Origin of the sequence: Gilliamella sp. HK2 (assembly GCF_001690265.1) — a bacterium.
GTDB classification, from domain to species: Bacteria; Pseudomonadota; Gammaproteobacteria; order Enterobacterales; family Orbaceae; genus Gilliamella; species Gilliamella apicola_C.
Genome location: NZ_LZGV01000095.1, coordinates 60,330 through 84,026, shown reverse-complemented (window position 1 = coordinate 84,026; position 23,697 = coordinate 60,330). Strand labels below are relative to the sequence as shown.

The following is a 23,697-nucleotide window of genomic DNA, read 5'->3' as shown; positions in this document are numbered from 1 at the left end:
TTCTTTCATACTGGAGATTTAAAAATGAAAAAATTATTATTATTGGCATTATTAGGTGTGTCATTAACGGCGTGTGCCAACACACCAAAAATTAAACCTGTTGCACAAAATGCTAATGATACAGCGCCATTTCCAACTGCTCAAGAGGGCACTACACGTTATGCTATTTATCTGCCCGCTATTGCTAACGAAAATAATGCAAAAGTTGAAGTAATAATTGGCAAGGAAATGAATGTTGATTGTAACTTACATAATATTGGTGGTACGGTTAAGCAAGAAGAGCTTAAAGGTTGGGGATATTCATACTATGTGGTTGAAAAGGCCGCAGGTAATATTTCAACTTTAATGGCTTGCCCTGAAGGAAGCAATAAAAATCAATTTGTGACCCTTAGCCACAATTTAGGTTTATTTAACTATAACAGCAGTGTGCCATTAGTTTTTTATGTGCCTAACGATTTGCAAGTTAAATACCGTGTTTGGCAACCTAAGGATAAAATTCTAGAAGCTAATGCAGAATAGTTTGTATTTATGAATTATTAATTGGTTATCAATTATCGATTGAGTGGTTAAAATATGCCCACTCAATCTTGAAACTTTCAATATTTGATTTTTTAAGTGGACATCTTTGAAAAAAAAGGTATTTTATCCCTTGTAATGCAAGGTTAGCTCGACATGTTCATTTATCATTATTAATGACTTGTGATTGCCTGATTACCTCGGTTTCGCTTGGCGGTGTTACATTGATAATTTATATCATTTTCTCAACGTCGATGGCAAAATTTGGGGGTCCGTTGTGTCTTTGCAATGGGCTTGTGTCTAACATGTAATATCCCTACAACTAGAGGAGAAGTGGTGAGCATGTTTACTCAACGTAAAACAATTCTTTCAATCGTGGCTGGTGTTTCACTAGCGTTATCTCAACCTGCTATTGCTAAAGATCGCGTCGTGCATTTTTACAATTGGGCAGGGCAAATCGGCTCTAATACAATTACTGATTTTGAAAAATCTACAGGTATTAAACTTGTTTATGATGTGTATGATTCAAATGAAGCACTTGAAGGTAAATTAATGGCAGGCCATTCTGGTTTTGATGTGGTTTCGCCATCAGATAGTTTTTTAGCAAGACAGATTAAATCTGATATTTATCTTCCATTAGATAAAAGCAAATTGCCTAACTGGAAAAATCTTGATCCTAATTTAATGAAATTAATGGCTACCCATGATCCTGATAATAAATATGCCATCCCTTATGTGTGGATGACAACAGGCATTGGTTATAACATTGATAAAGTTAAAGAGCGTTTAGGTAGTGATGCGCCAGTTAATAGCTGGGATCTAGTATTTAAGCCTGAAAATATGGAAAAACTGAAAGATTGTGGCGTAGCATTTTTAGATGCCCCAACCGAAATTTTCGCAAGTGCTCTTCAATATTTAGGAAAAGATCCGAATAGTACTGATGCTAAAGATTACACAGGCGCCGCTTACGAGCTGTTAGCAAAAGTTCGCCCAAATATTCGCTATTTCCATTCTTCACAATATATTACCGATTTAGCAAATGGTGATATTTGCGTGATTTTAGGATGGTCGGGTGATATTTTACAATCACGCGATAGAGCTGATGAAGCAAAAAATGGTGTGCATGTGGGCTATCAAATTCCAAAAGAAGGAGCATTAGTCTTTTTTGATACTTTTGCCATTCCAAAAGATTCAGCCAATCCTGACGAAGCACACGAGTTCTTAAATTTTGTCATGAAACCTGAAATTGCAGCGCAAGTGACTAATGATGTTAATTTTGCTAGCGCCAATAAAGAAGCAAACGACAAATTTGTAAAACCAGATGTGAAAAATGATCCTGCGGTTTATCCAAAACCAGAAGTAATGGAAAAATTATTCACCCTGAAAGTTAAAGAACCTAAACTTGAACGTGTTATCACACGTACGTGGACAAAATTAAAAACTGGTAAATAAGCAGTAATTATCTAATTATTTATTGGTCTATTCTAGACGGGGAGATTAATTTGATCTTTCCGTCTCGTTTTTTTTGGCTTGTTGTTATGAGGAAAAAAGAGTGAATAATAAAACAACAAATCAGGTACAGCCTAAAAAAAAGATGATAACTCCGCTATTGGAGATCAAAAATTTAACGAAAGTTTTTAATGATGATTATTATGCTGTTGATGATGTCAACTTGACTATCTATACTGGCGAAATTTTTGCTTTACTGGGTGCATCAGGAAGCGGTAAATCAACACTACTACGTATGCTTGCTGGTTTTGAACAACCAACATCAGGTCAAATAATTCTTGATGGTAAGGATTTATCACAAGTTCCACCTTATAATCGCCCAATTAATATGATGTTCCAATCGTATGCTCTATTTCCTCACATGTCGGTTGAGCAAAATATCGCCTTTGGTCTAAAGCAAGACAAGTTAAGTCATAATGAGATTAAACAGCGTGTTGAAGAAATGTTAGCGTTAGTGCATATGGAGCAATTTGGCAAACGCAAACCCCACCAATTATCTGGCGGGCAAAGACAACGTGTGGCATTAGCTCGAAGCCTAGCTAAACGACCAAAATTATTGTTGCTTGATGAACCCATGGGTGCACTAGATAAGCAACTACGTGATCGTATGCAACTTGAAGTGGTGAGCATTTTAGAGCAAGTAGGAGCAACTTGCGTAATGGTAACCCATGATCAAGAAGAAGCCATGACAATGGCAGGCCGTATTGCCATTATGAACAAAGGTCAATTTGTTCAAATTGGTGAGCCAGAAGAAATTTACGAACATCCAAATTGCCAATACAGTGCTGAATTTATTGGCTCAGTTAATATATTTGATGGTATTTTACAAGATACATTAGAAGACGGCTTAATTATCAGTTGCCCTACCATTAAACATCCATTAAAAGTCGATTATGATTCACCAGCGGTAGAAGGTGTACCAGCTAAGATTGCCTTACGTCCAGAAAAAATCCAATTATGTGACCAACTCCCTGAAGATGGGTATAACTGTGCTACAGGTGAGGTTGTCGAAATTGCTTATTTAGGTGATCTATCGATTTATCATGTGAAATTGCCAAGTGGCCAAATTATCATTGCACAATTGCAAAATGAACACCGCTATCGTAAAGGTATGCCAACTTGGGGAGATATTGTTAACTTAAGTTGGGAAGTTGATAGCTGTGTTGTGCTTACCGAATAAACAAAAGAGGATATAGTGATGCGATCCATTTTATTGGGATTGTTATTAAATGCATTTGTGTTACTCAATGTTTATTGGCGTTTTGTAACAACAGGTGCTTTTGATAACTTATTTTTAGATGCGCTATTTACCGCAATGACATTGAGTTTTTTGCTGTCATGTTTAGGTTTATATTTAGTTAATTACAAGCCATCTAAATTCGCCTATCGGCTAATAATTGCTGGTAGCATAGCGTTTATTCCTGTTGGGTTTGTAGTAATTTATTTTGCTTATAAAAAAATGCGCCAACAGCATAGCGATTCAGATTTGATGACGTTATATGGTAGATTAGTGGTCATTGCCATTCCTTACTTATGGATGTTGCTACTATTTTTATTGCCATTTTTAATTGTATTTAGAATCAGCTTTTCAGAAATGGCTTTGGCTGTACCACCTTATACTGATTTACTCAGTTATGATGATGGTATGCTTAATATTGCGCTAAATTTTGGCAACTATTTAAACCTAATTAGCGATACTATTTACATCGATTCCTATTTGCAATCACTTAAAATTGCAGCCATTTCAACCATACTGTGTATTTTGATTGGCTATCCATTGGCATGGGCGATTTCACAATGTAAACAGTCAACCCGTAACATTTTACTATTATTGATTATTTTACCTTCGTGGACATCGTTTTTAATTCGTGTTTACGCATGGATTGGTATTTTGAACCCTAATGGACTGTTAAATCACTTTTTGATGTGGTTAGGCATCATTGATCAGCCATTGATTATTATGAAAACCTATTTTGCGGTATATATTGGTATTGTTTATTCGTATTTACCCTTTGTGGTATTGCCAATTTATACATCGTTAAGTAAGGTCGATTCGACATTAATTGAAGCGGCACTAGACTTAGGTTGTAAACCAATTAAAACGTTTTTTAAAATTATTGTGCCTTTGACCAAAAATGGTGTTATTGCTGGGGGAATGTTGGTGTTTATTCCTGCTGTAGGTGAATATGTGATCCCTGAATTATTAGGGCCTTCTGAAGGCATTATGATTGGTACCCAGCTTTGGACCGAGTTCTTTAACAATCATGACTGGCCAGCAGCTTCAGCCGTTGCAAGTGTGATGTTGATGATATTAATTGTACCAATTTACTATTTTAATAAATTCCAAAATCGACAAATGGGGGGTAAATAGATGAACAATTTACCTGTTATTACACGATCCGCCCTGATTGTATTTATCTCCTCTTTGCTGGGTGCAATTTTATTGAGTATTTTGATTTCATCATCGGGATTAGCGCTTTTGGGGCAAAGTGGCTTTTATTACGGCTGTATTACTTTTAGTTTTATACTTACGGCTTTAGTTACTATAGCGCTGTTTTTTCGATGCTTGAAGGGGCTTATCTTTTTAGTTGTCTTTTCGTTTTTATATATCCCCATGATCATTTTGATTGTTTATTCGTTTAACAGTTCTCGGCTAGTAACAGTTTGGGCGGATTTTTCAGTCAAATGGTATTTTGAGCTAATTCACAATGAAACACTACTTAAAGCTGTCGGATTAAGTCTATCTATTGCTGCATGCGCTGCTACTTTTGCTGTTGTGCTCGGCACATTAGCCGCTTATGCAATTATCCGTTTTAGACGATTCCGTGGGTCTAATTTGTTCTCATTTATGACAACAGCGCCGTTAGTTATGCCTGATGTTATTACTGGTTTGGCATTGTTATTATTGTTTGTGGGCATGGGGCAGGTCTTGGGGTGGCCAAAAGATCGAGGTGCAATAACTATTTGGATGGCACATGCGACTTTCTGCACTGCCTATGTTACGGTAGTCATTAGTGCAAGGCTTCGTGAACTTGATAAATCTATTGAAGAAGCGGCTTTAGATTTAGGTGCTAACCCATTGAAAGTCTTTTTTGTTATTACATTACCAATGATTGCACCGGCATTAGTTTCTGGCTGGTTACTTGCATTTACCTTATCACTTGATGATGTCGTAATTGCTAATTTTGTAACAGGGCCAGGCGCAATGACATTACCTAAATTAATATTTTCAAAAGTACGTTTAGGGGTCGATCCACAAGTCAACGCTTTAGCCACAATTATATTACTCATTGTCGGGATTATCGGTTTTATTTCGTGGTTATGGATGCGTCAGTCTGAGCGACGTCGCATTCAAGAAACACATAAGCACTAAATCCTGCCTCTTATCTCAATATTGCCGCATATTGCGGCAATATTACGTTTTAAAATCTCCGTGTTTTTTCCATCATTTTGTATTATAGTGTGAATGGTCAATTTATTTGGCTAAATTCTCAGGGCGGGGCGTAATTCCCCACCGGTGGTATAGCCCACGAGCGCTTAATATTTTAGATTTTAATGGTCTGTTTATTTTATTAACAACAAACCATCTAAATATATTAAGGTCAAGCAGATTTGGTGAAATTCCAAAGCCGACAGTTAAAGTCTGGATAAAAGAGAGTTGCTTATCTTTCTCATGTTTGCTGAAAGGCAAAGTCATACTGGTCAAGCACAGCCCTGATTCTGGTATTTTATTTATTTGTACTTAATTAATTTGATGCATCAATAATGATTCAAATTTAATTAAGTAAATAATGAAATGAGCAAATTAAAAATATAGGTATTTACCATGAATCAGTTTAATCTGAATGAGTTTGGAACTCCAATCGAACGAGTCAAAAAGGCCATTGCATCAATTCAAGCCGGTCAAGGTGTGCTAGTTTTAGATGATGAAGATCGTGAAAACGAAGGCGATATTATTTGGGCTGCTGAGTCAATCACCCCCGAACAAATGGCTATTACTATTCGTTATGGTAGTGGCATTGTTTGCTTATGTTTACCGCCAAAACGTTGCGAAGAATTGGAATTGCCTATGATGGTGGCCAATAATACCAGTAAAAATAATACTGCGTTTACTATTTCGATTGAAGCTGCCGATGGTGTAACAACGGGGGTATCAGCTGCCGACCGCGTTACGACCATTAAAGCTGCGGTTAATGATAACGCTAAACCTAGCGATCTTAATCACCCCGGGCATGTCTTTCCATTAGTTGCTAAAGAAGGGGGGGTATTGGTTCGCCGAGGTCATACCGAAGCATCAATTGATTTAGTGACATTAGCGGGTTTAAAACCTGCTGCAGTCCTGTGTGAGTTAACAAATGATGATGGCACAATGGCAAGAGCACCTGAAGTGGTAAAGTTTGCCAAACAATACCATATGCCCGTTGTAACCATTGAAGATATAGTTGAGTATCGTAACACTCTCAACGCTTGAGCTAACAATTGTTCCGCCGATGAAATTGTTCGGCGGAGTTATTTATACTCATCATATTTAACGTTAAAAAATCTAACTTATTTTTTTGTATCGAAACCCTATTGATAAAGCTGCTATCTGAAATATTTTTTAGGTTTATAAGTTAATGTTTTTTATCGGGTTAGTGAAGTTAGTCTTTTTATCGATTTGGCTTGAAAAGCGTGACTTGTTCGCTTATTTTATTAAGAAGAAAAATTTTGCTTACATCTGGATAATTTATGCTACGTTCTATTTTTATTTATCTTATGGCACTTTTAACACTTACTGGTTGTCAAGCTGAATCAACAAAATCGATGAATGTGATTGTAACTAATTCTAAAACAGAGGTTTTTTATTCAAGCTCTCATAGTGATTATAAAATTACTATTTATGCACCTAATCCACCCGCTCCCAAGGGTGGTTGGCCAATTATTTATCTTCTTGATGGCGATAGTTATTTTTTAACAGCCCATAGTATTTTGACTAATTACTTTCCTTTTCCTATGCTTAACCAACTTAACTGTCCTATAAATAGCGATACTAAACAAGTATGATAACGCCTACTTTAGATTTATAATAAAAACGGTTTAAAAACAACATCTTATTATTCTATACTGATTTAAAATTAAATTAAAAAAGTATAATTATTTTTATTTTTTTCTATCAATTTATCTATTTCTTTTATATCTTTCTAAAAGCATACGATATGGTATGATATGGAATAGGCAGGCTAACTTATATAAATTGTAATACATTGAATTATAAAAGTTTGCTCTTGCTATTGATGATTCTTCATTATAGAATTATCTACCTTATTGAAAAATAATAATAAAACTTATAGTAAGGTATCATGAAGGTTAGTTGCTTTGACTTATTCGTTTTTTTGACTTAATAGTTAAAAACATACAGTAATTAAGCTCTTTTGGTGGCAAATGTTCTGTTTGCGAACCATCTTTTATTTTGTCGTTGTTTATCGACGATAGATCATTATCAAGTGCTATATAAAATAGGTTATGACAAAAAATAAAGTAGCAAAACGAGGTAGCTATGTTAAGCGTGAATAAAGAGTGGGCATTTGTAGTGCTGACTTGCTTTTTTGAGTTATGTTGGATTTTAGGGTTTAGCATCGCAACCGAGCTATGGCAGTGGGGTATCATTGTGTTGCTAATTGTTGTCGATTTTACTTTTTTAACCAATGCTTGTAAAACAATACCCACAGGTACAGTGTATGCCATATTTTCAGGCGTTGGTGCAGTTGGTGCGACAGTGATTGACATGTTGCTTTTTGACAAAGAAATTAAATTAATTCAACTTTTTTTTGTGGCACTTATCATTATTGGTGTTGTACAACTTAAACGTGCGGATAGTTAATATTACAATAAAGGACAAATTTAATCATGGGATGGCTATTGATATTAATTGCAACTGTTTTTGAAGTTCTTGGAGCGATTGGTCTTAAGTTATATGCAGAGCAAAAAAGTCTGTTTAGGCTTGTTTTATATTGGGGAGGATTTTCTGTTTCTTTTATGCTTTTTTACTTTTCTCTCCATTATCTTGAATTGAGTATTGTGTATCCTGTTTGGGTTGGTCTTGGCACATCGGGGGCAGTGTTAGCTAATATGTTATTGTTCAATGAGCCTAAAAACTTTTCTCGATTATTTGGTTTGAGCATTATTATTATTGGTGTTGTTGGTTTACATGCTACTTTATAATCAGTTTTGATTATACTGACAAAAAAACCGGAGATAAACTCCGGTAAAATATAATGTAAGGTTGAATAAAAAAAGAAATGAAATTAAATTAAATTAAATTTCGTTAGCATGCTCTTTTAAGAAACTTGCAACGCCTTTCGGGTTTGCTTGCATGCCTTTTTTACCTTTTGTCCATTGTGCAGGGCAAACTTCTCCATGCTCTTCATGGAATTGGAACGCATCAACAATACGAATCATTTCGTCGATATTACGACCAATTGGTAAATCGTTAATCGTTTCATGGCGTACAATACCTGATTTATCAATAAAGAATGATGCGCGTAATGCCACACCGGCTTCAGGATGTTCAACACCATATGCTTGCATAATTTCGTGTTTGATATCTGCAATAATCGGGAATTTTACCTCACCAATACCACCATTGTCTCGAGGTGTGTTTCGCCAAGCGTTATGTACGTATTCAGAGTCCATTGAAACACCAATAACTTCAACTCCTCGCTTTTTGAATTCTTCTAGGCGGTGATCAAATGCGATGATCTCTGATGGACAAACAAAAGTAAAGTCCATTGGCCAGAAAAAAACCACAGCATATTTACCATGAATATGTTGTGATAAATTGAAATTGTTAACAATTTCTCCAGATCCTAAAACTGCTGCTGATGTAAAATCTGGGGCTTTGCGAGTGACTAATGTCATAGTGTTTCTCCTTGCTAATTAAATGTAAATCATATCGTGAAGCATTATAGCAACTAAAATCGATTGTCCAAGTTGTTATAAACAATCGGTATCATAAGTTTAAGCTATTAACTGTTGATTATTGTTCGGTATTATTTATTAATTTTTTAGGTTTACCTTTATTTTTGGTATCTCGATGACGCTGTTTTATCTTTTTCTTCTTGGTATCTTCTTTTTTGCGAGCACTTTTTAATTTTGCTTTTTGCGAAGGTTTTTTCTTTGTTGCTGGCTTTGGGGCTTTTGTTTTTGGTCGCAATTCATCAATGGTTCTTAGCTTTATTGGTTCTTGGATATAGCGCTCAATTTTTTGTAGTAATTCGTTATCATGAGCTTCAATTAGCATAATTGCCGTACCTTTTTTACCTGCACGTGCAGTGCGACCAATACGGTGTAAATAAACATCGGCCGTTTTTGGCGCATCAAAATTAATAACATGGGTGATATCGTCAATATCGATTCCACGTGCTGCGACATCGGTTGCAACAAGCACATTGACTGTGTTGTTACTCATTCTTTTTATTGCTTCGTTACGTTTCGCTTGCACCATTTCGCCTTCTAAATAGCAACTATGGATGCCAGCTTGATGTAGCAGGCTTACTAATTCGTGCACACGTTCACGTTTACGGACAAATACAATCGTTTTTTTTAATTCTTGTTGTTTTAGTAAGTGAGTAAGTAGTGCCACTTTATGAGATAGGTCGTCAGCACGATAATAAAATTGTAAAATCTTTTTACGTTCTTTGCGTGATGGATCAGCATTGATTTCGATTGGTGCATTTAAAATACGGCTAGCAAAATTATGTAACCCTTCTCCTTCAAGTGTCGCTGAAAATAGTAACGTTTGTTTACGCCAGCGAGTCTCGGCTGATATGGTTTCGACATCTTGTGAAAAACCCATATCGAGCATGCGGTCTGCTTCATCTAAAATCAGCATCTCAACTGCTCGGCAATCAAAATTTTCTTCTTTTATATACTGTAATAATCGACCTGTTGTTGCAATAACAATATCTTGATTTTTGCTAAATACTTCAGCGTGATTCATATAAGCAACCCCACCAGTGATGGTTGCGATGCTTAGCGGTGTCGATTCGGTTAATAATTTGGCTTGCTCGGCAATTTGCATGGCGAGCTCACGCGTTGGTGTTAATATCAAAATGCGTGGTGGCCCAGATTTACGACGAGGGAAATCTAATAAATGTTGCACAGCAGGAATTAAAAAAGCGAGTGTTTTACCCGTACCAGTTGGTGCTGAGCCTAAAATATCTTTGCCATCTAGAGCAACAGGAATCGTTTGTGCTTGGATTGCTGTCGGGGTGTTTATATCCTGCGTTTGAAGATTGTGAATTAATATATCATCTAGCTCTAAATCAGAAAAAGTGTGTACTGTCATAATGATCTTTTCATCTAAAATTATAAGACACATTATAACGGCAATTACTATAACTACAATCAATAAAAGTGTGATGGATTATTATTCGTTCTTTATACGTTATTTGCTTACAGATAAGTTATCTTGAAGAAAATGTTAACTTGTATGCCTAAAAACTTAACGATTTATTTAAGCAAAACTTATCATCTTTGAGTGTTTATGGTAAGATTAGATAAATTATTACAGCATGTAAAATGGCGATTAGGCTATTCCGTTGCGGTTTAACGCTTAATCAATTTGTACCTTAATACAAGCTGGTTCAAAATTTCCTATTAAATAATATTTCTATAATAACCATCAGATAATAACTATGACTGAATGTTTTTCGATTGATAACTATAATAAGCAATTAGAACGGAAAGTAGATATTTTAAAAACATTATTATCAGACTTTTCTCTTCCCGAATTAACAGTCTATTCATCGCCCATTAGCCATTATCGAATGCGAGCTGAGTTTAGAATCTGGCATCATGGTGAGGAGCTTTATCATATTATGTATGATAAAAAGACAAAAAAACGGGTACGCGTGGATGAATTTCCTATTGCGACTAAATTAATTAATCAAGCGATGCAAACTATTTTGCCTTTATTACAGCATAATCATCTACTTCGGCATTTATTGTTTCAAATCGATTATTTTTCAACCTTAAGTGGTCAGTTATTAATTACGCTTTTATATCATAAAAAGTTAAATGATGAATGGATAATTGAAGCAAAAAAATTAAAAATGCAATTAGCTAAACAAGGCGTAAATGCGAGTATTGTCGGGCGCGCTAGCAATCAAAAAATTGCAATTGATGTCGATTATGTTGATGAGATTTTACCCATAATGGGTAAAACGTTTACTTATCGTCAAGTTGAAAATAGTTTTACTCAACCTAATGCGGCGGTGAACATTAAGATGTTACAGTGGGCTGTATCAGTCACTAAAAATTTGTCGGGTGATTTACTAGAGTTTTATTGTGGTAATGGTAACTTTTCAATTGCACTGGCACAAAACTTTCGAAAAGTATTGGCCACTGAAATTGCTAAAGCGTCAGTTTATTCTGCTCAGCATAATATTGCCATTAACCATATTGATAACCTTACTATTATCCGATTGTCGGCTGAAGAGTTTACCAGCGCAATAAAAAAAGAGCGTGAGTTTAATCGTTTAAAAGGAATTCATTTAGATGATTATCAGTGTGATACGGTACTGGTTGACCCGCCTCGTGCAGGATTGGATTTAAATACTATTGATATATTGAAATCCTATAAAACTATTATTTATATTTCGTGTAATCCAAATACATTGCGCGACAATTTGCAGTTATTGAGTAAAACGCATTCAATTCAACATTTTGCGATGTTTGATCAATTTCCTTATACCGATCATATCGAAACAGGCATAGTATTGTGTAAAAAGTAAAAGGATCTGATATTCAAAACAGGATATTTTTGCTACAATAAGCCCAATTTATGTGTGACTAATTATTGTTTTCAGTATATATACAGACTTGCGCTAAATTAGATAAAAAAAAACCCTAGATAAACTAGGGCTGCATTAAATTGCAAGGAATGGATGAAAGGAAATAAAACAATGAAACAATAATGTCTAGCCTCATGAATCATTGTGTAGCTACTATAGCAAAGACAAACCAACTGATTGGTGACATAAACATTACAAAATGGTCATTAATATATCATGATTGATTTAATGTTTATCATTTATTCTATAGCAGTATTATGCAATTTCGACAACCAGGCAAACAACAAAGGAAGTATTCAGATATGAAATTGTTAGTAGTTGAAGATGAGCAAAAAACAGGTGAGTATCTTCGTCAAGGTTTAGTTGAATCTGGATTTGTTGTTGATCTAACAAACAATGGTCTTGATGGTTATCATAGAGCGATGACAGAAGATTACGATTTAATTATTTTAGATGTCATGTTACCTGACATTGTGGGTTGGAAAATTGTTCAGTCACTGCGTGAGGCTGGCAAAGATACCCAAATTATGTTGCTCACTGCTATGGGCAGTGTTGAGGATAAAGTAAAAGGTCTTAACTTAGGTGCAGATGATTATTTGGTCAAACCTTTTTCGTTTGCTGAATTACTGGCTCGGGTTAAATCCTTGCTTAGACGTAATGTCCCACAGGTTAATAATTCTCAATTGAGTATTGCTGACCTAGTCATGGATCTTCCTAAGCGCACGGTAACACGTGGTGATAAGCGCATTGATTTAACCAATAAAGAGTTTTTATTATTAGAGTATTTTTTACGTTACCCAGGTGAAGTATTACCACGTTCACTAATCGCCTCGCAAGTTTGGGATATGAACTTTGATAGTGATACCAATGTTATTGATGTCGCAATTCGACGCTTACGTAATAAAATTGATGCCGATTTTGAGCCTAAATTAATTCATACAGTCCGCGGAATGGGGTATAAGTTAGATGTCTTGGATGAACCCGAATAAGTTAATCTCATTGCGTTTGCCTCTTATTGTTTGTTTAATAACGTGTGGTTTACTTTATTGCTTCAGCTTTCTAATTGAACGTTCTTTTGAAAAACTTTCAATTCAGCAAAATGTGTCCGAACTTAATTCGGTTATTGACTCTATTGAGCGTGAGCTTGTTTATTATTCTCCCGACGAGAACCGTGATGAGTTTATTCAAAATTTGTTATTAATTTTGACAGGGCACCATCGGTTATTTGTTTATATTATTGATGAGCAGGGAAAAATAGTTTACCGAACCCGTGGACCCAATCTGGCTTTTGCTAAAACACAAATTGATTTTGATAACATTGTTGAAAATCACGGGACAGATATTTGGAATCAAGACAAATCATCATATCGAGTTGCGGCCTCATATGTTGCCATTGAAAATGGCAAGCACTATACCACAATCGTTGCTATTGGCCGTGATCTACAGATTGAATTCATTCGACGTTTACGTGACGGTTTAGGTTTACTTATTGGTATTGCTTGTATTTTGGTATTAATTGGTTCTTTTATTAGTATCTATTTTACCCAAAAGCCGATTAATCGATTGATTAAAAAGATTGAAAAAATTAACCTTAAAAGTTTGAATTACCGCATACCTACTTCTTTAGTGCCAATTAAATACGTGAGTTTGGTCAAAGCATTTAATGATATGCTTAATCGTATGGAGGATGTGTTTCATCGGCAACGCAATTTTACAGCAGATATTGCCCATGAAATGCGAACTCCAATTACTAATCTAACTACTCAAACGCAAATTGTGCTCAATAATGCTAGAACGACAGATGAATATCGTGAGATTTTATACTCTAATTTGGAAGAATATGAAAAAATGTCACAGATGATTTCCGATATGCTGTTTTTGGCTCAAGCAGATAATCGCCAATTGGTGCCTAATTTAATTGATATTGATTTACATAATATGATCACATTAATGTGTGAGTATTTTGAGCCACTGACTGACGAGAAAAATATCACTTTCAACCTTGATGGTAACTGTTCTCATATTCAAGGTGATAAAATGATGTTGGGACGAGCAATCAGTAATATTTTATCTAATGCTATTCGTTATACTCCAGAAAATCAGGTAATAACCATAACATTAAAGCAAGTGAATGAAAAACGTGTGCAAATCGTTATTTCTAACCCAGGTAAAAAAATTGACAGTAAGCATTTGCCACATCTTTTTGACCGATTTTATCGCGTTGAGGAATCACGCCATCGTAACGGAAATGATAGCGCGGGCACTGGAATAGGGCTTGCGATAGTTAAATCTATTATTGAAACGCATAAAGGTACGATTTCTGCCGAATCTGACGAGCAATCGACACGCTTTATTATCAATTTACCAACTGCTATTTAACATCAAAGTCACTAATCAATAAATTAGCTGCTGCATAAGCAGCTTTATCTTTTAGTTCTTGTGGTACAAGGTTGTTAAGCACAACTTCATTTAACACTTGCATGACAGCACCTAAGGCATCTTCAATATAACCGAGATCATTACTGCCAATTTGTGCGTATTTTTCATAAATAAGATCGCTATATTTTTTCATTAAATTCGCTCCTTGAGGTGCCGTTATAAAAAATTAGCCAATTGTTGGTAAACTTGCTCGGCTTGAATAGTTTGCATCATTTTTTCGTTTGAGATAATGCTAAATTGGTTTTTTCCATAACCACCAATCAACTTTGGATCAGTTTCACCAAATAAAGTGATATTTGGGCGATCTAATGCTGCGGTTAGATGGCTTAATCCGGTGTCTACTGAAACCACTGCTTTTGCCCCAGCAATAATGGTTGCTATGTCGGAAAGTGATAGTTTGGGGAGTACTTCGACGTGTTTAAATCCTTGAGCTAGCCGGATTGCTCGCGCTTGCTCATGTGGCGCTCCCCAAGGTAATTTTATTTTTAAGCCTGTTGGTTCAACCAGTTTGATCAAATTTCGCCAGGCTTCTTCACTCCAATGCTTTTCATCTCGCGTTGTTGCGTGTAAAAAAATCAAGTATTGCTGATTATCATCTGGTAATGAAGATAAAAAATGTTGAGCAATTGCATAATCACCAATTGAGTCAGGCTGTTTGTATTGTAGACTTTGTGCAAACAACAATCTAATGCGCTCAATAGCATGCATTTGTTTCGGTATGCTGTGTTTTACATCATAAAACCAACTTGCAATAGGTTCTTTTATGCTTTTTCGATCTAAACCATGTTTAATACCATGTGCTTTGCGTGTGATTAAAAAAGCACTCTTAATTAACCCTTGTGCATCAATTATACAATCATATTCTTGCTGGCTAAGTGTTTGGATAAATTTATGGCGTTCTTGACGAACATTTTTAGCAAACCAATTTTTTCGCCAACGTCTTATCGCAACAGGAATTACTCTATCGACGGCAAAATGCCAGCTAGGTATTTGAGTAAAATTTTCTTCAACTACCCAATCAAATGTGATGTTAGATAAGCTATTGGCTGCATCGGTCAAAGCTGGTAATGTATGTAGTACATCACCCATTGAAGATGTTTTAACAATTAATGCACGCATTATTCATTACTCTTTTGACAACGCATAATAAGATTCATTAATGTTTCAAAAACACTATCTGGCTTAATATCAATTAAACTTTGATGATAACCTTGCTCGGTATCACCTCTACGAACACGATGGTATCCAGTCATTAAACGGATAATTTCTGCCTTATCTGATAGCGGCGGAGTAAAATCAGGGCTACTAGGCCCATAAAGAGCCACCAATGGTTTATTTAACGCAGCTGCCACATGCATTAATCCAGAATCGTTAGTCACAATTGCTTTACAAGCTGCAATTAAACTAACGGCTTGTTCTAATTGAGTTTGACCAGCCAAATTAATGCATTTATTTGCATAGGTCATTTTTGCCATAATTTGTTCACCTACATTTTTATCATTTGCTGAACCAAAAATAATAATTTTGGCATGCTGTTTAACAAGCATATCGGCAAGTGTAGCGTAATGATAATCAGGCCAACGTTTGGCAGGTCCAAATTCAGCACCAGGGCAAAAACCAATTAAAGGCTCTTCTTGAGTTATTGAAAAGGTTGATAGAACTTGAGTTATTTCATCCTGCTTGACATTGAGCTTTGGCCACAATAGCGGATGAGGTAAATCGGAAGCTGAATGAATTTGATCTTTAGGATAAGCAAGCGCAATATAGCGTTCAACCATTAATGGAAAAGCTTGTTTATCAAGTTTACGTAAGTCGTTTAATATTCCATAGCGCATTTCGCCTTTCCAACCAGTGCGTTTAGGAATTTTTGCAAAAAAAGGTATCAATGCTGACTTGAATGAATTAGGCAATACAATGGCCTGATCATAATGATTATTTCGCAGTGATTTAGCTATCTCACGACGTTTTGTTAAAGCAAACTCACCATGACCCAATGGCATTGTAATTGCTTGATTCACCTCTGGCATTCTATTTAATAGTGCAGAGCACCAAGCTGGTGCAAGCACATCAATTTCGTTACTGGGATCAAGTTGTTTTAATGTACGATATAGGCTTTGCGACATCATCATATCGCCAACCCATGAAGGGCCGATAATGAGTGTTTTCATTTAATCAGATCCTTTTTATTGCTCATTGAGCCATTTCATATATTCTGCGGTGCCTTCTGCAACAGTTTTAAACTCGATTGGGCATTTTGTCTGCCTAAATTTAGTTAAGTCAGCCTGCGTATAGCTTTGATAGCGTCCTTTTAGGTGTTCAGGAAAAGGAACATAATCAATTTCATCTTTTTTATGGTAATTAAGCACTGCATCGGCAACAGCTTGGAATGATTCTGCTCGGCCTGTTCCACAGTTATAAATCCCCGAGATTTTATTTTTCCAAAACCATAAATTGACCTCAACCACATCACTGACGTAAATAAAGTCACGTTTAAAATTATCGCTGCCAGTAAATAGTTTCGGTTTTTCGCCTTTATTAATTTGTTCATTTAAATGAAATGCGACACTAGCCATACTGCCTTTATGTGATTCGCGAGGTCCATAGACATTAAAATAACGGAATCCGCAAACTGGCGAGTTAGCTTGTGGTAATAGACCTCTTACATACTGATCAAACAAGAATTTAGAATACCCATAGACATTTAATGGTTTTTCATAAGCGCGATCTTCAATAAAGTTATCACTGCGCCCGCCATAAGTGGCGGCAGATGAAGCATACAAAAATGGAATGTTGAAGTCTAAGCAGTAATGCAATAAATCTTTGGAATAGTCGTAGTTATTTTCCATCATAAACTTGCCATTCCATTCAGTGGTTGATGAACAAGCACCTTGGTGAAATATGACATCAATATCAAGATCTTCATGACTGATAATGGCTGTAATAAATTCATCTTTATCCATATAATCAGCAATATCTAAATCAGTCAAATTGGCAAATTTTGTGCCATCAGTTAAATCATCAACAACCAAGATGTTTTTATATCCTTGGTCGTTTAAACCTTTAACAATATTACTACCAATAAATCCAGCGCCGCCTGTTACCACGATCATGTTTATTTTCCTTAACCAATAAAATCAATCCGCTTATGATACCGATTTATGGCAAAATTTTCGAGTAATCATTTAAAAAAACGTGAATGAAAGCCAGACTATTTATAAAATTATCTTAATTTTGCTGTAACTAAAATATATCTGGCCAAATTAAGATAAGGCTCAGTTTGGCAGTACTTTTGTTCAAGTTCTAATAGTTGCTCAAAGTGAGTTTCTGCTTTGGCTTTATTGGCAAGATAGTCGTGGAAAATACGAATGCCTGTTTTTTGTAGGATGGTAAAATCGATTTGATTAAGCCATTGATATACATCAATGGGTTCTCTTGGAAAATCGGGCGAAAGCGTCTTTTTTTTGCGCTTAGCTAAACCTGCTTGTGTATAGCCAAAATTACCTAATGTGACAGTTTTAAATAAAAGGGCATGATAGTTATAAAACATTAACGATAAGTAGCCATCGGGTTTAAGATGTTTTTTTAATGCTTTTAATAACGCAATTGGTTCAGCGATCCATTCTAATACAGCATGACAAATAACTAAATCAAAAGGTTGGTTAATTAAGCTATCAAGCTGCTGAATCGGGCAGCAAAGACAATTTATCTTTACGTTTTCCATCTGTGCTTTTTGTTTAGCAAGTGCTAACATTTGTTCTGAGATATCGCAAAGTGTGACTTGATGCCCAAGTTTTGCAAGACGGCAGGCAATTTGACCTTGCCCTCCGCCCGCATCAAGTATGGTGAGTGGCCTATTAGGTGGGTAGGTTGCTAGGATCTCTTCTAGTGTTTGCCAAACTATCGCTTCGCGAATTTTACCTTTGGTTGTGCCATAAATGTTTTGTGCAAACTTGTTGCTGATATCATCAAAATTGCGATCTTGTTTATTCATAAGTTATTTTTGATTGTTCAACTGTTTTGCTTCATCATTTATTTGTGCTATTTTGTTTGCCATCTTCGTGTAGCATTGTTCCATTAATGCTCTAGCATCTTCTTTGCATAGATTTTTGGTTTCAATTGGTTCTAGCATTTCAACAATCATATGGCCATTATTTAAACGGTTTAATTTAATGTCATTGGTTTGCGATACACAAATTGGCACAATTGGTACACCAGCAGCAATTGCTGCTTTAAATGCACCTGTTTTAAATGGCAATAGTCCTCGACCACGGCTACGAGTGCCTTCAGGAAACATCCAGATAGATATACCGCGTTTCTTAATTTCATTGACGACTTTTCCGATTGTATTGCGCGCTTTTGATTTATTGTCCCGATCAATAAGAATATTGCCTGTAAGATAGTAAAGTTGCCCAAAAAAAGGAATCCAAGCTAAGCTTTTTTTACCTACGGTAACCGTTTTGGGCTGTAGTACATTAGCGGCTACAATTACATCGTAATTATCTTGATGATTAGCGATATATACGCAACTACCTAATTTATCAATATCAGGATAGATGCGAGTATCAACTTTTATGCCCATTATGGGTTTAAAGACAAACCCAAACAAATGAGCAAATCTTGCTACATTTTTGGGATTTCTTGGGTTAAGTAGGCAAAAAATGATGCCTAAGACACAAATGATAATACCAATTATTACAACGCTAATTAAGCGAAAAAGAAATACCATAATTTACCTCATAAGTTGACTTGGCGTATTATATACATAATCTGAGTTAATATACAGTTTGTTAAAAATAGTTATTCAAGGTGGTTTATGCATAAATCGACTATTATTTGGGATGAAAATCAGATACCTGTTTCTACTTATTTTGATGATGTATATTTTAATACACAAGGCGCAATTGATGAAACAACGTATGTATTTATAGATGGTAATAATTTACAGCAACGCTTTGTTGAGCATAACAAAGATACCTTTGTTGTTGGCGAAACAGGCTTTGGCTCTGGATTGAGCTTTTTGATCTTATGGCAATCTTTTTTGCATTTTAGGCGTCATAATCCAGAACATATACTTAAATACCTTACTTTTTTTAGTATCGAAAAATACCCACTATCGTTAGATGAATTAATAAAGGTTCATGATAGTGTGATTTCTAAAAATACCCCCCTATTTTTGTTAGCTAGGCGTCTTCAAAACGGTTTAATTAACTCTTATTGCCAGTTTGATAACGTCAGTTTAGCAATTTGTTATGCTGATATCAGCCATTTTTCGACATTTTTAACTAAACAAAAGGTATTAGTTGATGCTTGGTTTTTTGATGGGTTTTCGCCAGCAAAAAATCCAGATATGTGGACAGAATCCTTATTTAAAGATTGTTATGCATTAACTGCCTTAAATGGTTCATTTGCCACTTTTACTGCGGCTGGATTTGTGCGACGAAATTTGCTTAATGCAGGATTTAACGTGCTTAAACGTAAAGGTTATGGGGTTAAGCGTGAAATGTTAATTGGTTATAAAGATAAGTAGCCTTGCCAAGGAGTTTGGCAAGGCAAAATGGTTATTCAAATTTTATTCAGCTTAAAAATCAAATTGATAAATTAGATCTAATGTTTGCGCTAAGCTTGATGTAGCCTCTAAATAGAGGCTCGGCATTAAACGATAACGTAAAGTAAATGTAGCTAATGAATCAAATATACCAACGCCATATTTGAGTTGCAAATTAGGTAATATATAACCGCTAACCACAACTTTAGAGCTATTGCCTGCGCCTTGTGTATCAAGTGTTAGATTTTTGATACCAAATAGGTTACCGATATCGCCAACATATTTACCTGTTTTTGCTGTGCCAATACCAACTAGCAGTGCTGTCATCATGTCGCTATCACTTTGTTCTGCGCTATCAAGCCCTTGACCGCGAATTATGTAGGAAAGGGCTTCTTGTTGTGACATAGCTGGGTCTGAGAATATTTCAATTTTAGGTGATTGAGACGATCCTGTAACGCGAATTCCCGCCATGATATTGCTATTATCCATTGATTCAGGATTGCGTATAGCTTCAATATCAAGCCTAGCTTGATCTGCCGATCCTGAGAATGTGATAATGCCTTTATGAATAATTAAATCTTGCCCATAGGCGTGGAACCGACCTGTTGGTATCAACACTTCTCCATGCAGATCAAGTCCTTTATTGGTTTGTGTCGCAATCAGATTACCTTTAAGAGAGGCATTTAACCCAAATGCATCAACAGTGACTTTATCTCCAATATTGATCTCAAGGTGGCTAAAGATGTTCATGCCAAATTTTTGTGGTTTAATTTCTTTTCGATTTGTATCAAGCATGACTTCATCAGGAGATACATCAATGCTTGATGGCGGAAGTGATTCAACCGTTATTTTCCCTTTTGGTATGTTAACTTTGCCTAATAATGTTAATTCGTCTTGTGTCGCATTGATTTTAATATCTGGAACAATGGTCATAACAATCATTGGCGGTACCGAAACTTCCATAGCAGCTCCATTCACGGTTAACGAAGCTTGCCATTTGTCAAAGGTATTCCAGCTGGCATTACCATTAATATTAACATTGCCTGCTTGCGTAGTTAACATACCTTTTAATGTGGATGATTTTCCATTGAAATTGATATCAACTTTGGCTGATTTAACATCAATGGGTAATTGACTTGACTTTATTTCGCTATGTTTTAAGCCAATACTTCCAGTTAGTAACGGATCATTTAGTGAACCAGAAAATTTAACCGTGCCATTAATAGCGCCTTTAGCATAATCTTTGCTATCCAATAACGGATTAATAATTGCCAAAGCTAATTGATTGATATTTAATTGACCACTTAATTTTTTTTGTTTTACTGGATCAGTGATAATAAGGTTACCATTGATTTTTCCTAGCTTATTTAAACTAAAATGCCAATCGAGTTTGGCTTGTTGCTCATTAAACTCAGCCTCTATTTTAAAAAGATCGAAAGGTAGAGGCAGCGCTTTTGAGGTAAGCATTTGTTGAATATAAACATCAGAACTAGTTATATTGGCTTTGATTGATGGTAGCATACTATCATGATTAAATTGTATGATGACTTTACCATTAACATTACCTGCAAGTTTGGTTTCACCATCGGTTGGTATGGGCAATTTAGACAGATTAATCTCTTTTAAGGTAATGCTTGTATTGGTATTATTAGTTAATGATAATTGTTTATCAAGACAAATACTTGACTGATTATTATTCCAACAGTGGGCATTAATACTGGGCACTTGATGGGCTACATCATAAGATAAGTCCACTGATTTAGTGAGTTGCCAATTGTTATTATTGCCTAAGTGTAGTCGGGCATGAGGAATCGTTCCGTTCCATTTTGTACGCGCTTTATTCAGTTTTCCTATTAACGAAGTTTTTAATGATGCTGGTTCACCATCAATATCAACCGTTAAAGTATGAAGGTTTTCACTGCCAGATAGTTCAATATTGGCTTTTTTGATTGTTTGACCAGGTAGCTCTATTGTTTGAGCCGTTAACTTCATGTTGCCACTGGCTTGGTTTTTATATTCCACTTTGCCAGTAACATTGGCTTTAGCTATTTTTATTGTATCGAAAGATAGTGAATTAATGGTTAAATTCGTGTCTACGATTGCATTATCAGATGTGCCATTGAGTTTTATATTTCCAGCAATAGATCCTTGCATACCATCAACTAATAGCGGTAATGATTCAAGATTCAATTTTGCTAACAAGTTGCCTTTATCGTTCGCTCCATTTAAATCTATCTGATTTTTACCCCATTTAATCACAAGATTATTAGCAGAGATTTTATTTTCTAAATTACTAGACATGCTACCAGATGCGAAAAAATCAGCATGATTAATATTACCTTTTAACTGCAAATCGGATAAATTTACTATCCATTTACCCTCTTCAAGCTTACCAGTTGTTTTTAATAGACCATTTAATCGAATAGGATAACTTGGTAGCTCGTTAGTGAGATCGACATTATTTAGCTTTAGGCTTGTATCCCATTGTAATGCTTGTAACCAACTTATATTTCCCGCTACATTAATTTCCCCATGCGGTAATTTTATGTTGGCACGCTCTATCATTGCGTCTTGGTTGGTTCCTGTGCCCACAATCTCAAACTTGGTATTGGCTAGTTCTTGTCCCTTTATATTACCTTTGGCTGACAGTTGATATTGTTTTACATTACCCTTTATTGATGTTGAAAAATCATCTAGCTGGTATTGCGCTGATCCCTCAATTGGCCATTGAATATGCTTACCTTCAAGTTGAGCCATTATAGGTAAGTATTTTTCAATAAAATTAAGGTGCCCACTCATAGCCATTTGATTTAAACCACTCATCTTTATATTAGCTAATAGTTCGCCAAGCAATTTTCCTGAAAACTGAGCATTTAATTGGTTTTGTTCAGTATTCGCTTTAATTAATGCTAGTACAGGCCAGTTATCGTGTAATGTAATTTCGCCCGAGGCAGAAGTATGTCCATTGGCATAAGGGGTGCTAGCATCAAATTCCACTTGTTTTACAATAATGTGACTATTGACAATATCGGTTTGAATAACAACGTTATTAAATCGATAATCTTGTCCACCAATATGTAATAACCAATGATTACCAGTTAAACTTGTGACATTAATATCTAATGGAATATTAACTTGGGGCAATGAATCAATTAGCGGTTGATTAAAAATCTCGGTAATTTTTTCATTAAGTGCAATGTCTTTGTCTGTTGTTGTTACGGTTTGATTTGTCAGTGTTTTATCCGCAAAAATAGCACTTAGATCTGTTGCAACAGCAGGGTAAACATAAATCTGATGATTCACCCATGTGGCTTTTCCTGTAAAGTCTGACATGCCAAATTGCATATCATCAACAATAACATTGACATCCGTTAGGTGGGTCTGTTTAAGATCTATCGGTAATGGTGTTTTGAGCTTGAAGAAGTTTTCTTCATTAGGTTCACTTGCTGGTTCACTTGATTCACTTGGCGAACTGTCAATTTGTTCGGTGTTAATGGAAACTTTTACCCCATTGGCATTAAATTGATCTACACACACTTCTGTTTTTAGTAAGCAAAGCCCAGAAAGTGACAATGAAGCCTCATTGACTTGAACATTAACACCTGGTAATTCAAGGGAGAACCCTTGTATATGTAGATCATGAAACGTACCCTCAACTTGGGCAATTTTTAGCTCGGGTAAAAATTTATTTAAAACATAAGTGGTTATTTTGACACCTAAACTTGTGTAGATAAGTAGAATAGTAAAAACAGTGAGAAAAACGATAACAGATAAAATGGCAACGCTTCGTTTTTTCCATTTACGTATCCGTTTTAATTTTTTTACTTTTTTAATTCTAGCCGTGTTGTTATTCAT

The 23,697-nt window shown here is 35.5% G+C and carries 21 protein-coding genes, 1 pseudogene and 1 riboswitch; of the genes and pseudogenes, 13 read left to right on the top strand and 9 right to left on the bottom strand.

Annotated features, from left to right (window positions below; all coding sequences use genetic code 11):
- Positions 1-24 precede the first annotated feature (24 nt).
- The 9 genes and pseudogenes from eco to A9G45_RS10530 all read left to right on the top strand — a co-directional run bounded on the left by eco (position 25) and on the right by A9G45_RS10530 (position 8,226).
- Positions 25-519 (top strand): serine protease inhibitor ecotin, encoded by a 495-nt coding sequence (gene eco, locus A9G45_RS10570; protein ID WP_065567250.1) that lies wholly within the window; start codon positions 25-27, stop codon positions 517-519.
- A gap of 339 nt (positions 520-858) precedes the next feature.
- The gene (locus tag A9G45_RS10565; protein WP_065567251.1) at positions 859-1,968 is read left to right on the top strand and encodes an extracellular solute-binding protein; all 1,110 of its coding nucleotides are present in this window, start codon (positions 859-861) and stop codon (positions 1,966-1,968) included.
- Positions 1,969-2,068: 100 nt separating this feature from the next.
- Entirely contained in the window at positions 2,069-3,205 is a 1,137-nt protein-coding gene (gene potG, locus A9G45_RS10560; RefSeq protein ID WP_218057107.1) for a putrescine ABC transporter ATP-binding subunit PotG, read from the top strand.
- A 318-nt stretch (positions 3,206-3,523) separates the two neighbouring features.
- Positions 3,524-4,396, top strand: a pseudogene (gene potH / locus A9G45_RS10555) (putrescine ABC transporter permease PotH); the annotation flags it as partial.
- A gap of 243 nt (positions 4,397-4,639) precedes the next feature.
- Positions 4,640-5,398 (top strand): ABC transporter permease subunit, encoded by a 759-nt coding sequence (locus tag A9G45_RS10550; RefSeq protein ID WP_081295587.1) that lies wholly within the window; start codon positions 4,640-4,642, stop codon positions 5,396-5,398.
- A gap of 110 nt (positions 5,399-5,508) precedes the next feature.
- A riboswitch (FMN riboswitch) is annotated at positions 5,509-5,688 on the top strand.
- 163 nt (positions 5,689-5,851) lie between these two features.
- The gene (ribB, locus tag A9G45_RS10545; protein ID WP_065567252.1) at positions 5,852-6,496 is read left to right on the top strand and encodes a 3,4-dihydroxy-2-butanone-4-phosphate synthase; all 645 of its coding nucleotides are present in this window, start codon (positions 5,852-5,854) and stop codon (positions 6,494-6,496) included.
- Between the two features lie 257 nt (positions 6,497-6,753).
- Positions 6,754-7,068: a hypothetical protein gene (locus A9G45_RS10540; protein ID WP_065567253.1), complete on the top strand. Its 315-nt coding sequence runs from the start codon at positions 6,754-6,756 to the stop codon at positions 7,066-7,068.
- Between the two features lie 493 nt (positions 7,069-7,561).
- On the top strand, positions 7,562-7,885 hold the full coding sequence (locus A9G45_RS10535; RefSeq protein WP_218057105.1) for a DMT family transporter: 324 nt from the start codon (positions 7,562-7,564) through the stop codon (positions 7,883-7,885).
- Positions 7,886-7,911: 26 nt separating this feature from the next.
- Positions 7,912-8,226 (top strand): DMT family transporter, encoded by a 315-nt coding sequence (locus A9G45_RS10530; RefSeq protein WP_065567254.1) that lies wholly within the window; start codon positions 7,912-7,914, stop codon positions 8,224-8,226.
- A gap of 93 nt (positions 8,227-8,319) precedes the next feature.
- Here A9G45_RS10530 and A9G45_RS10525 read toward each other — a convergent pair whose 3' ends face one another.
- On the bottom strand, positions 8,320-8,922 hold the full coding sequence (locus tag A9G45_RS10525) for a peroxiredoxin C (RefSeq protein ID WP_065567255.1): 603 nt from the start codon (positions 8,920-8,922) through the stop codon (positions 8,320-8,322).
- 118 nt (positions 8,923-9,040) lie between these two features.
- A complete protein-coding gene (gene srmB, locus A9G45_RS10520; RefSeq protein WP_065567256.1) occupies positions 9,041-10,351 on the bottom strand; it encodes an ATP-dependent RNA helicase SrmB in 1,311 nt (436 codons plus the stop codon).
- 349 nt (positions 10,352-10,700) lie between these two features.
- Here srmB and trmA point away from each other — a divergent pair, with 349 nt between their 5' ends.
- From trmA to A9G45_RS10505, 3 genes are all read left to right on the top strand, one after another.
- Positions 10,701-11,798: a tRNA (uridine(54)-C5)-methyltransferase TrmA gene (gene trmA / locus A9G45_RS10515; RefSeq protein WP_065567257.1), complete on the top strand. Its 1,098-nt coding sequence runs from the start codon at positions 10,701-10,703 to the stop codon at positions 11,796-11,798.
- A 362-nt stretch (positions 11,799-12,160) separates the two neighbouring features.
- Positions 12,161-12,847, top strand: coding sequence for a heavy metal response regulator transcription factor (locus A9G45_RS10510; RefSeq protein ID WP_065567284.1), 687 nt, complete (start codon positions 12,161-12,163; stop codon positions 12,845-12,847).
- Positions 12,825-14,237: a heavy metal sensor histidine kinase gene (locus A9G45_RS10505; protein WP_065567258.1), complete on the top strand. Its 1,413-nt coding sequence runs from the start codon at positions 12,825-12,827 to the stop codon at positions 14,235-14,237. Before A9G45_RS10510 ends, A9G45_RS10505 begins: the two co-directional genes overlap by 23 nt.
- Here the strand turns inward: A9G45_RS10505 and A9G45_RS10500 are convergent.
- The 6 genes from A9G45_RS10500 to A9G45_RS10475 all read right to left on the bottom strand — a co-directional run bounded on the left by A9G45_RS10500 (position 14,230) and on the right by A9G45_RS10475 (position 19,023).
- Positions 14,230-14,430 carry a YaeP family protein gene (locus A9G45_RS10500; protein WP_065567259.1) on the bottom strand — a complete coding sequence of 67 codons (201 nt, stop codon included), beginning with the start codon at positions 14,428-14,430 and terminating at the stop codon, positions 14,230-14,232. The genes A9G45_RS10505 and A9G45_RS10500 overlap by 8 nt on opposite strands.
- Positions 14,431-14,453: 23 nt before the next feature.
- Positions 14,454-15,416, bottom strand: coding sequence for a lipopolysaccharide heptosyltransferase RfaC (gene rfaC / locus A9G45_RS10495; RefSeq protein WP_065567260.1), 963 nt, complete (start codon positions 15,414-15,416; stop codon positions 14,454-14,456).
- Positions 15,416-16,465, bottom strand: coding sequence for an ADP-heptose--LPS heptosyltransferase RfaF (gene rfaF / locus A9G45_RS10490; RefSeq protein WP_065567261.1), 1,050 nt, complete (start codon positions 16,463-16,465; stop codon positions 15,416-15,418). Before rfaF ends, rfaC begins: the two co-directional genes overlap by 1 nt.
- Before the next feature lie 15 nt (positions 16,466-16,480).
- Complete coding sequence (gene rfaD, locus A9G45_RS10485) at positions 16,481-17,407, bottom strand: ADP-glyceromanno-heptose 6-epimerase (protein ID WP_065567262.1); 927 nt, start codon at positions 17,405-17,407, stop codon at positions 16,481-16,483.
- Positions 17,408-17,517: 110 nt separating this feature from the next.
- The gene (locus tag A9G45_RS10480) at positions 17,518-18,288 is read right to left on the bottom strand and encodes a methyltransferase domain-containing protein (RefSeq protein ID WP_065567263.1); all 771 of its coding nucleotides are present in this window, start codon (positions 18,286-18,288) and stop codon (positions 17,518-17,520) included.
- A gap of 3 nt (positions 18,289-18,291) precedes the next feature.
- The gene (locus tag A9G45_RS10475; RefSeq protein WP_065567264.1) at positions 18,292-19,023 is read right to left on the bottom strand and encodes a 1-acylglycerol-3-phosphate O-acyltransferase; all 732 of its coding nucleotides are present in this window, start codon (positions 19,021-19,023) and stop codon (positions 18,292-18,294) included.
- 87 nt (positions 19,024-19,110) lie between these two features.
- On the opposite strand from A9G45_RS10475, the gene mnmD reads away from it, so the two are divergent.
- Positions 19,111-19,824: a tRNA (5-methylaminomethyl-2-thiouridine)(34)-methyltransferase MnmD gene (gene mnmD / locus A9G45_RS10470; protein WP_065567265.1), complete on the top strand. Its 714-nt coding sequence runs from the start codon at positions 19,111-19,113 to the stop codon at positions 19,822-19,824.
- A 51-nt stretch (positions 19,825-19,875) separates the two neighbouring features.
- Here the strand turns inward: mnmD and tamB are convergent, their stop codons facing one another.
- Positions 19,876-23,697: an autotransporter assembly complex protein TamB gene (tamB, locus tag A9G45_RS10465; protein WP_065567266.1), complete on the bottom strand. Its 3,822-nt coding sequence runs from the start codon at positions 23,695-23,697 to the stop codon at positions 19,876-19,878.

Excerpts from the sequence above, each read along its gene's own strand:
- eco (WP_065567250.1), top strand. The coding sequence starts at position 25 with ATGAAAAAATTATTATTATTGGCATTATTAGGTGTGTCATTAACGGCG.
- A9G45_RS10565 (WP_065567251.1), top strand. The coding sequence starts at position 859 with ATGTTTACTCAACGTAAAACAATTCTTTCAATCGTGGCTGGTGTTTCA.
- A9G45_RS10550 (WP_081295587.1), top strand. The coding sequence starts at position 4,640 with ATGATCATTTTGATTGTTTATTCGTTTAACAGTTCTCGGCTAGTAACA.
- ribB (WP_065567252.1), top strand. The coding sequence starts at position 5,852 with ATGAATCAGTTTAATCTGAATGAGTTTGGAACTCCAATCGAACGAGTC.
- A9G45_RS10540 (WP_065567253.1), top strand. The coding sequence starts at position 6,754 with ATGCTACGTTCTATTTTTATTTATCTTATGGCACTTTTAACACTTACT.
- A9G45_RS10535 (WP_218057105.1), top strand. The coding sequence starts at position 7,562 with ATGTTAAGCGTGAATAAAGAGTGGGCATTTGTAGTGCTGACTTGCTTT.
- A9G45_RS10530 (WP_065567254.1), top strand. The coding sequence starts at position 7,912 with ATGGGATGGCTATTGATATTAATTGCAACTGTTTTTGAAGTTCTTGGA.
- A9G45_RS10525 (WP_065567255.1), bottom strand. The coding sequence starts at position 8,922 with ATGACATTAGTCACTCGCAAAGCCCCAGATTTTACATCAGCAGCAGTT.
- srmB (WP_065567256.1), bottom strand. The coding sequence starts at position 10,351 with ATGACAGTACACACTTTTTCTGATTTAGAGCTAGATGATATATTAATT.
- trmA (WP_065567257.1), top strand. The coding sequence starts at position 10,701 with ATGACTGAATGTTTTTCGATTGATAACTATAATAAGCAATTAGAACGG.
- A9G45_RS10510 (WP_065567284.1), top strand. The coding sequence starts at position 12,161 with ATGAAATTGTTAGTAGTTGAAGATGAGCAAAAAACAGGTGAGTATCTT.
- A9G45_RS10505 (WP_065567258.1), top strand. The coding sequence starts at position 12,825 with ATGTCTTGGATGAACCCGAATAAGTTAATCTCATTGCGTTTGCCTCTT.
- A9G45_RS10500 (WP_065567259.1), bottom strand. The coding sequence starts at position 14,430 with ATGAAAAAATATAGCGATCTTATTTATGAAAAATACGCACAAATTGGC.
- rfaC (WP_065567260.1), bottom strand. The coding sequence starts at position 15,416 with ATGCGTGCATTAATTGTTAAAACATCTTCAATGGGTGATGTACTACAT.
- rfaF (WP_065567261.1), bottom strand. The coding sequence starts at position 16,465 with ATGAAAACACTCATTATCGGCCCTTCATGGGTTGGCGATATGATGATG.
- rfaD (WP_065567262.1), bottom strand. The coding sequence starts at position 17,407 with ATGATCGTGGTAACAGGCGGCGCTGGATTTATTGGTAGTAATATTGTT.
- A9G45_RS10480 (WP_065567263.1), bottom strand. The coding sequence starts at position 18,288 with ATGAATAAACAAGATCGCAATTTTGATGATATCAGCAACAAGTTTGCA.
- A9G45_RS10475 (WP_065567264.1), bottom strand. The coding sequence starts at position 19,023 with ATGGTATTTCTTTTTCGCTTAATTAGCGTTGTAATAATTGGTATTATC.
- mnmD (WP_065567265.1), top strand. The coding sequence starts at position 19,111 with ATGCATAAATCGACTATTATTTGGGATGAAAATCAGATACCTGTTTCT.
- tamB (WP_065567266.1), bottom strand. The coding sequence starts at position 23,697 with ATGAATAACAACACGGCTAGAATTAAAAAAGTAAAAAAATTAAAACGG.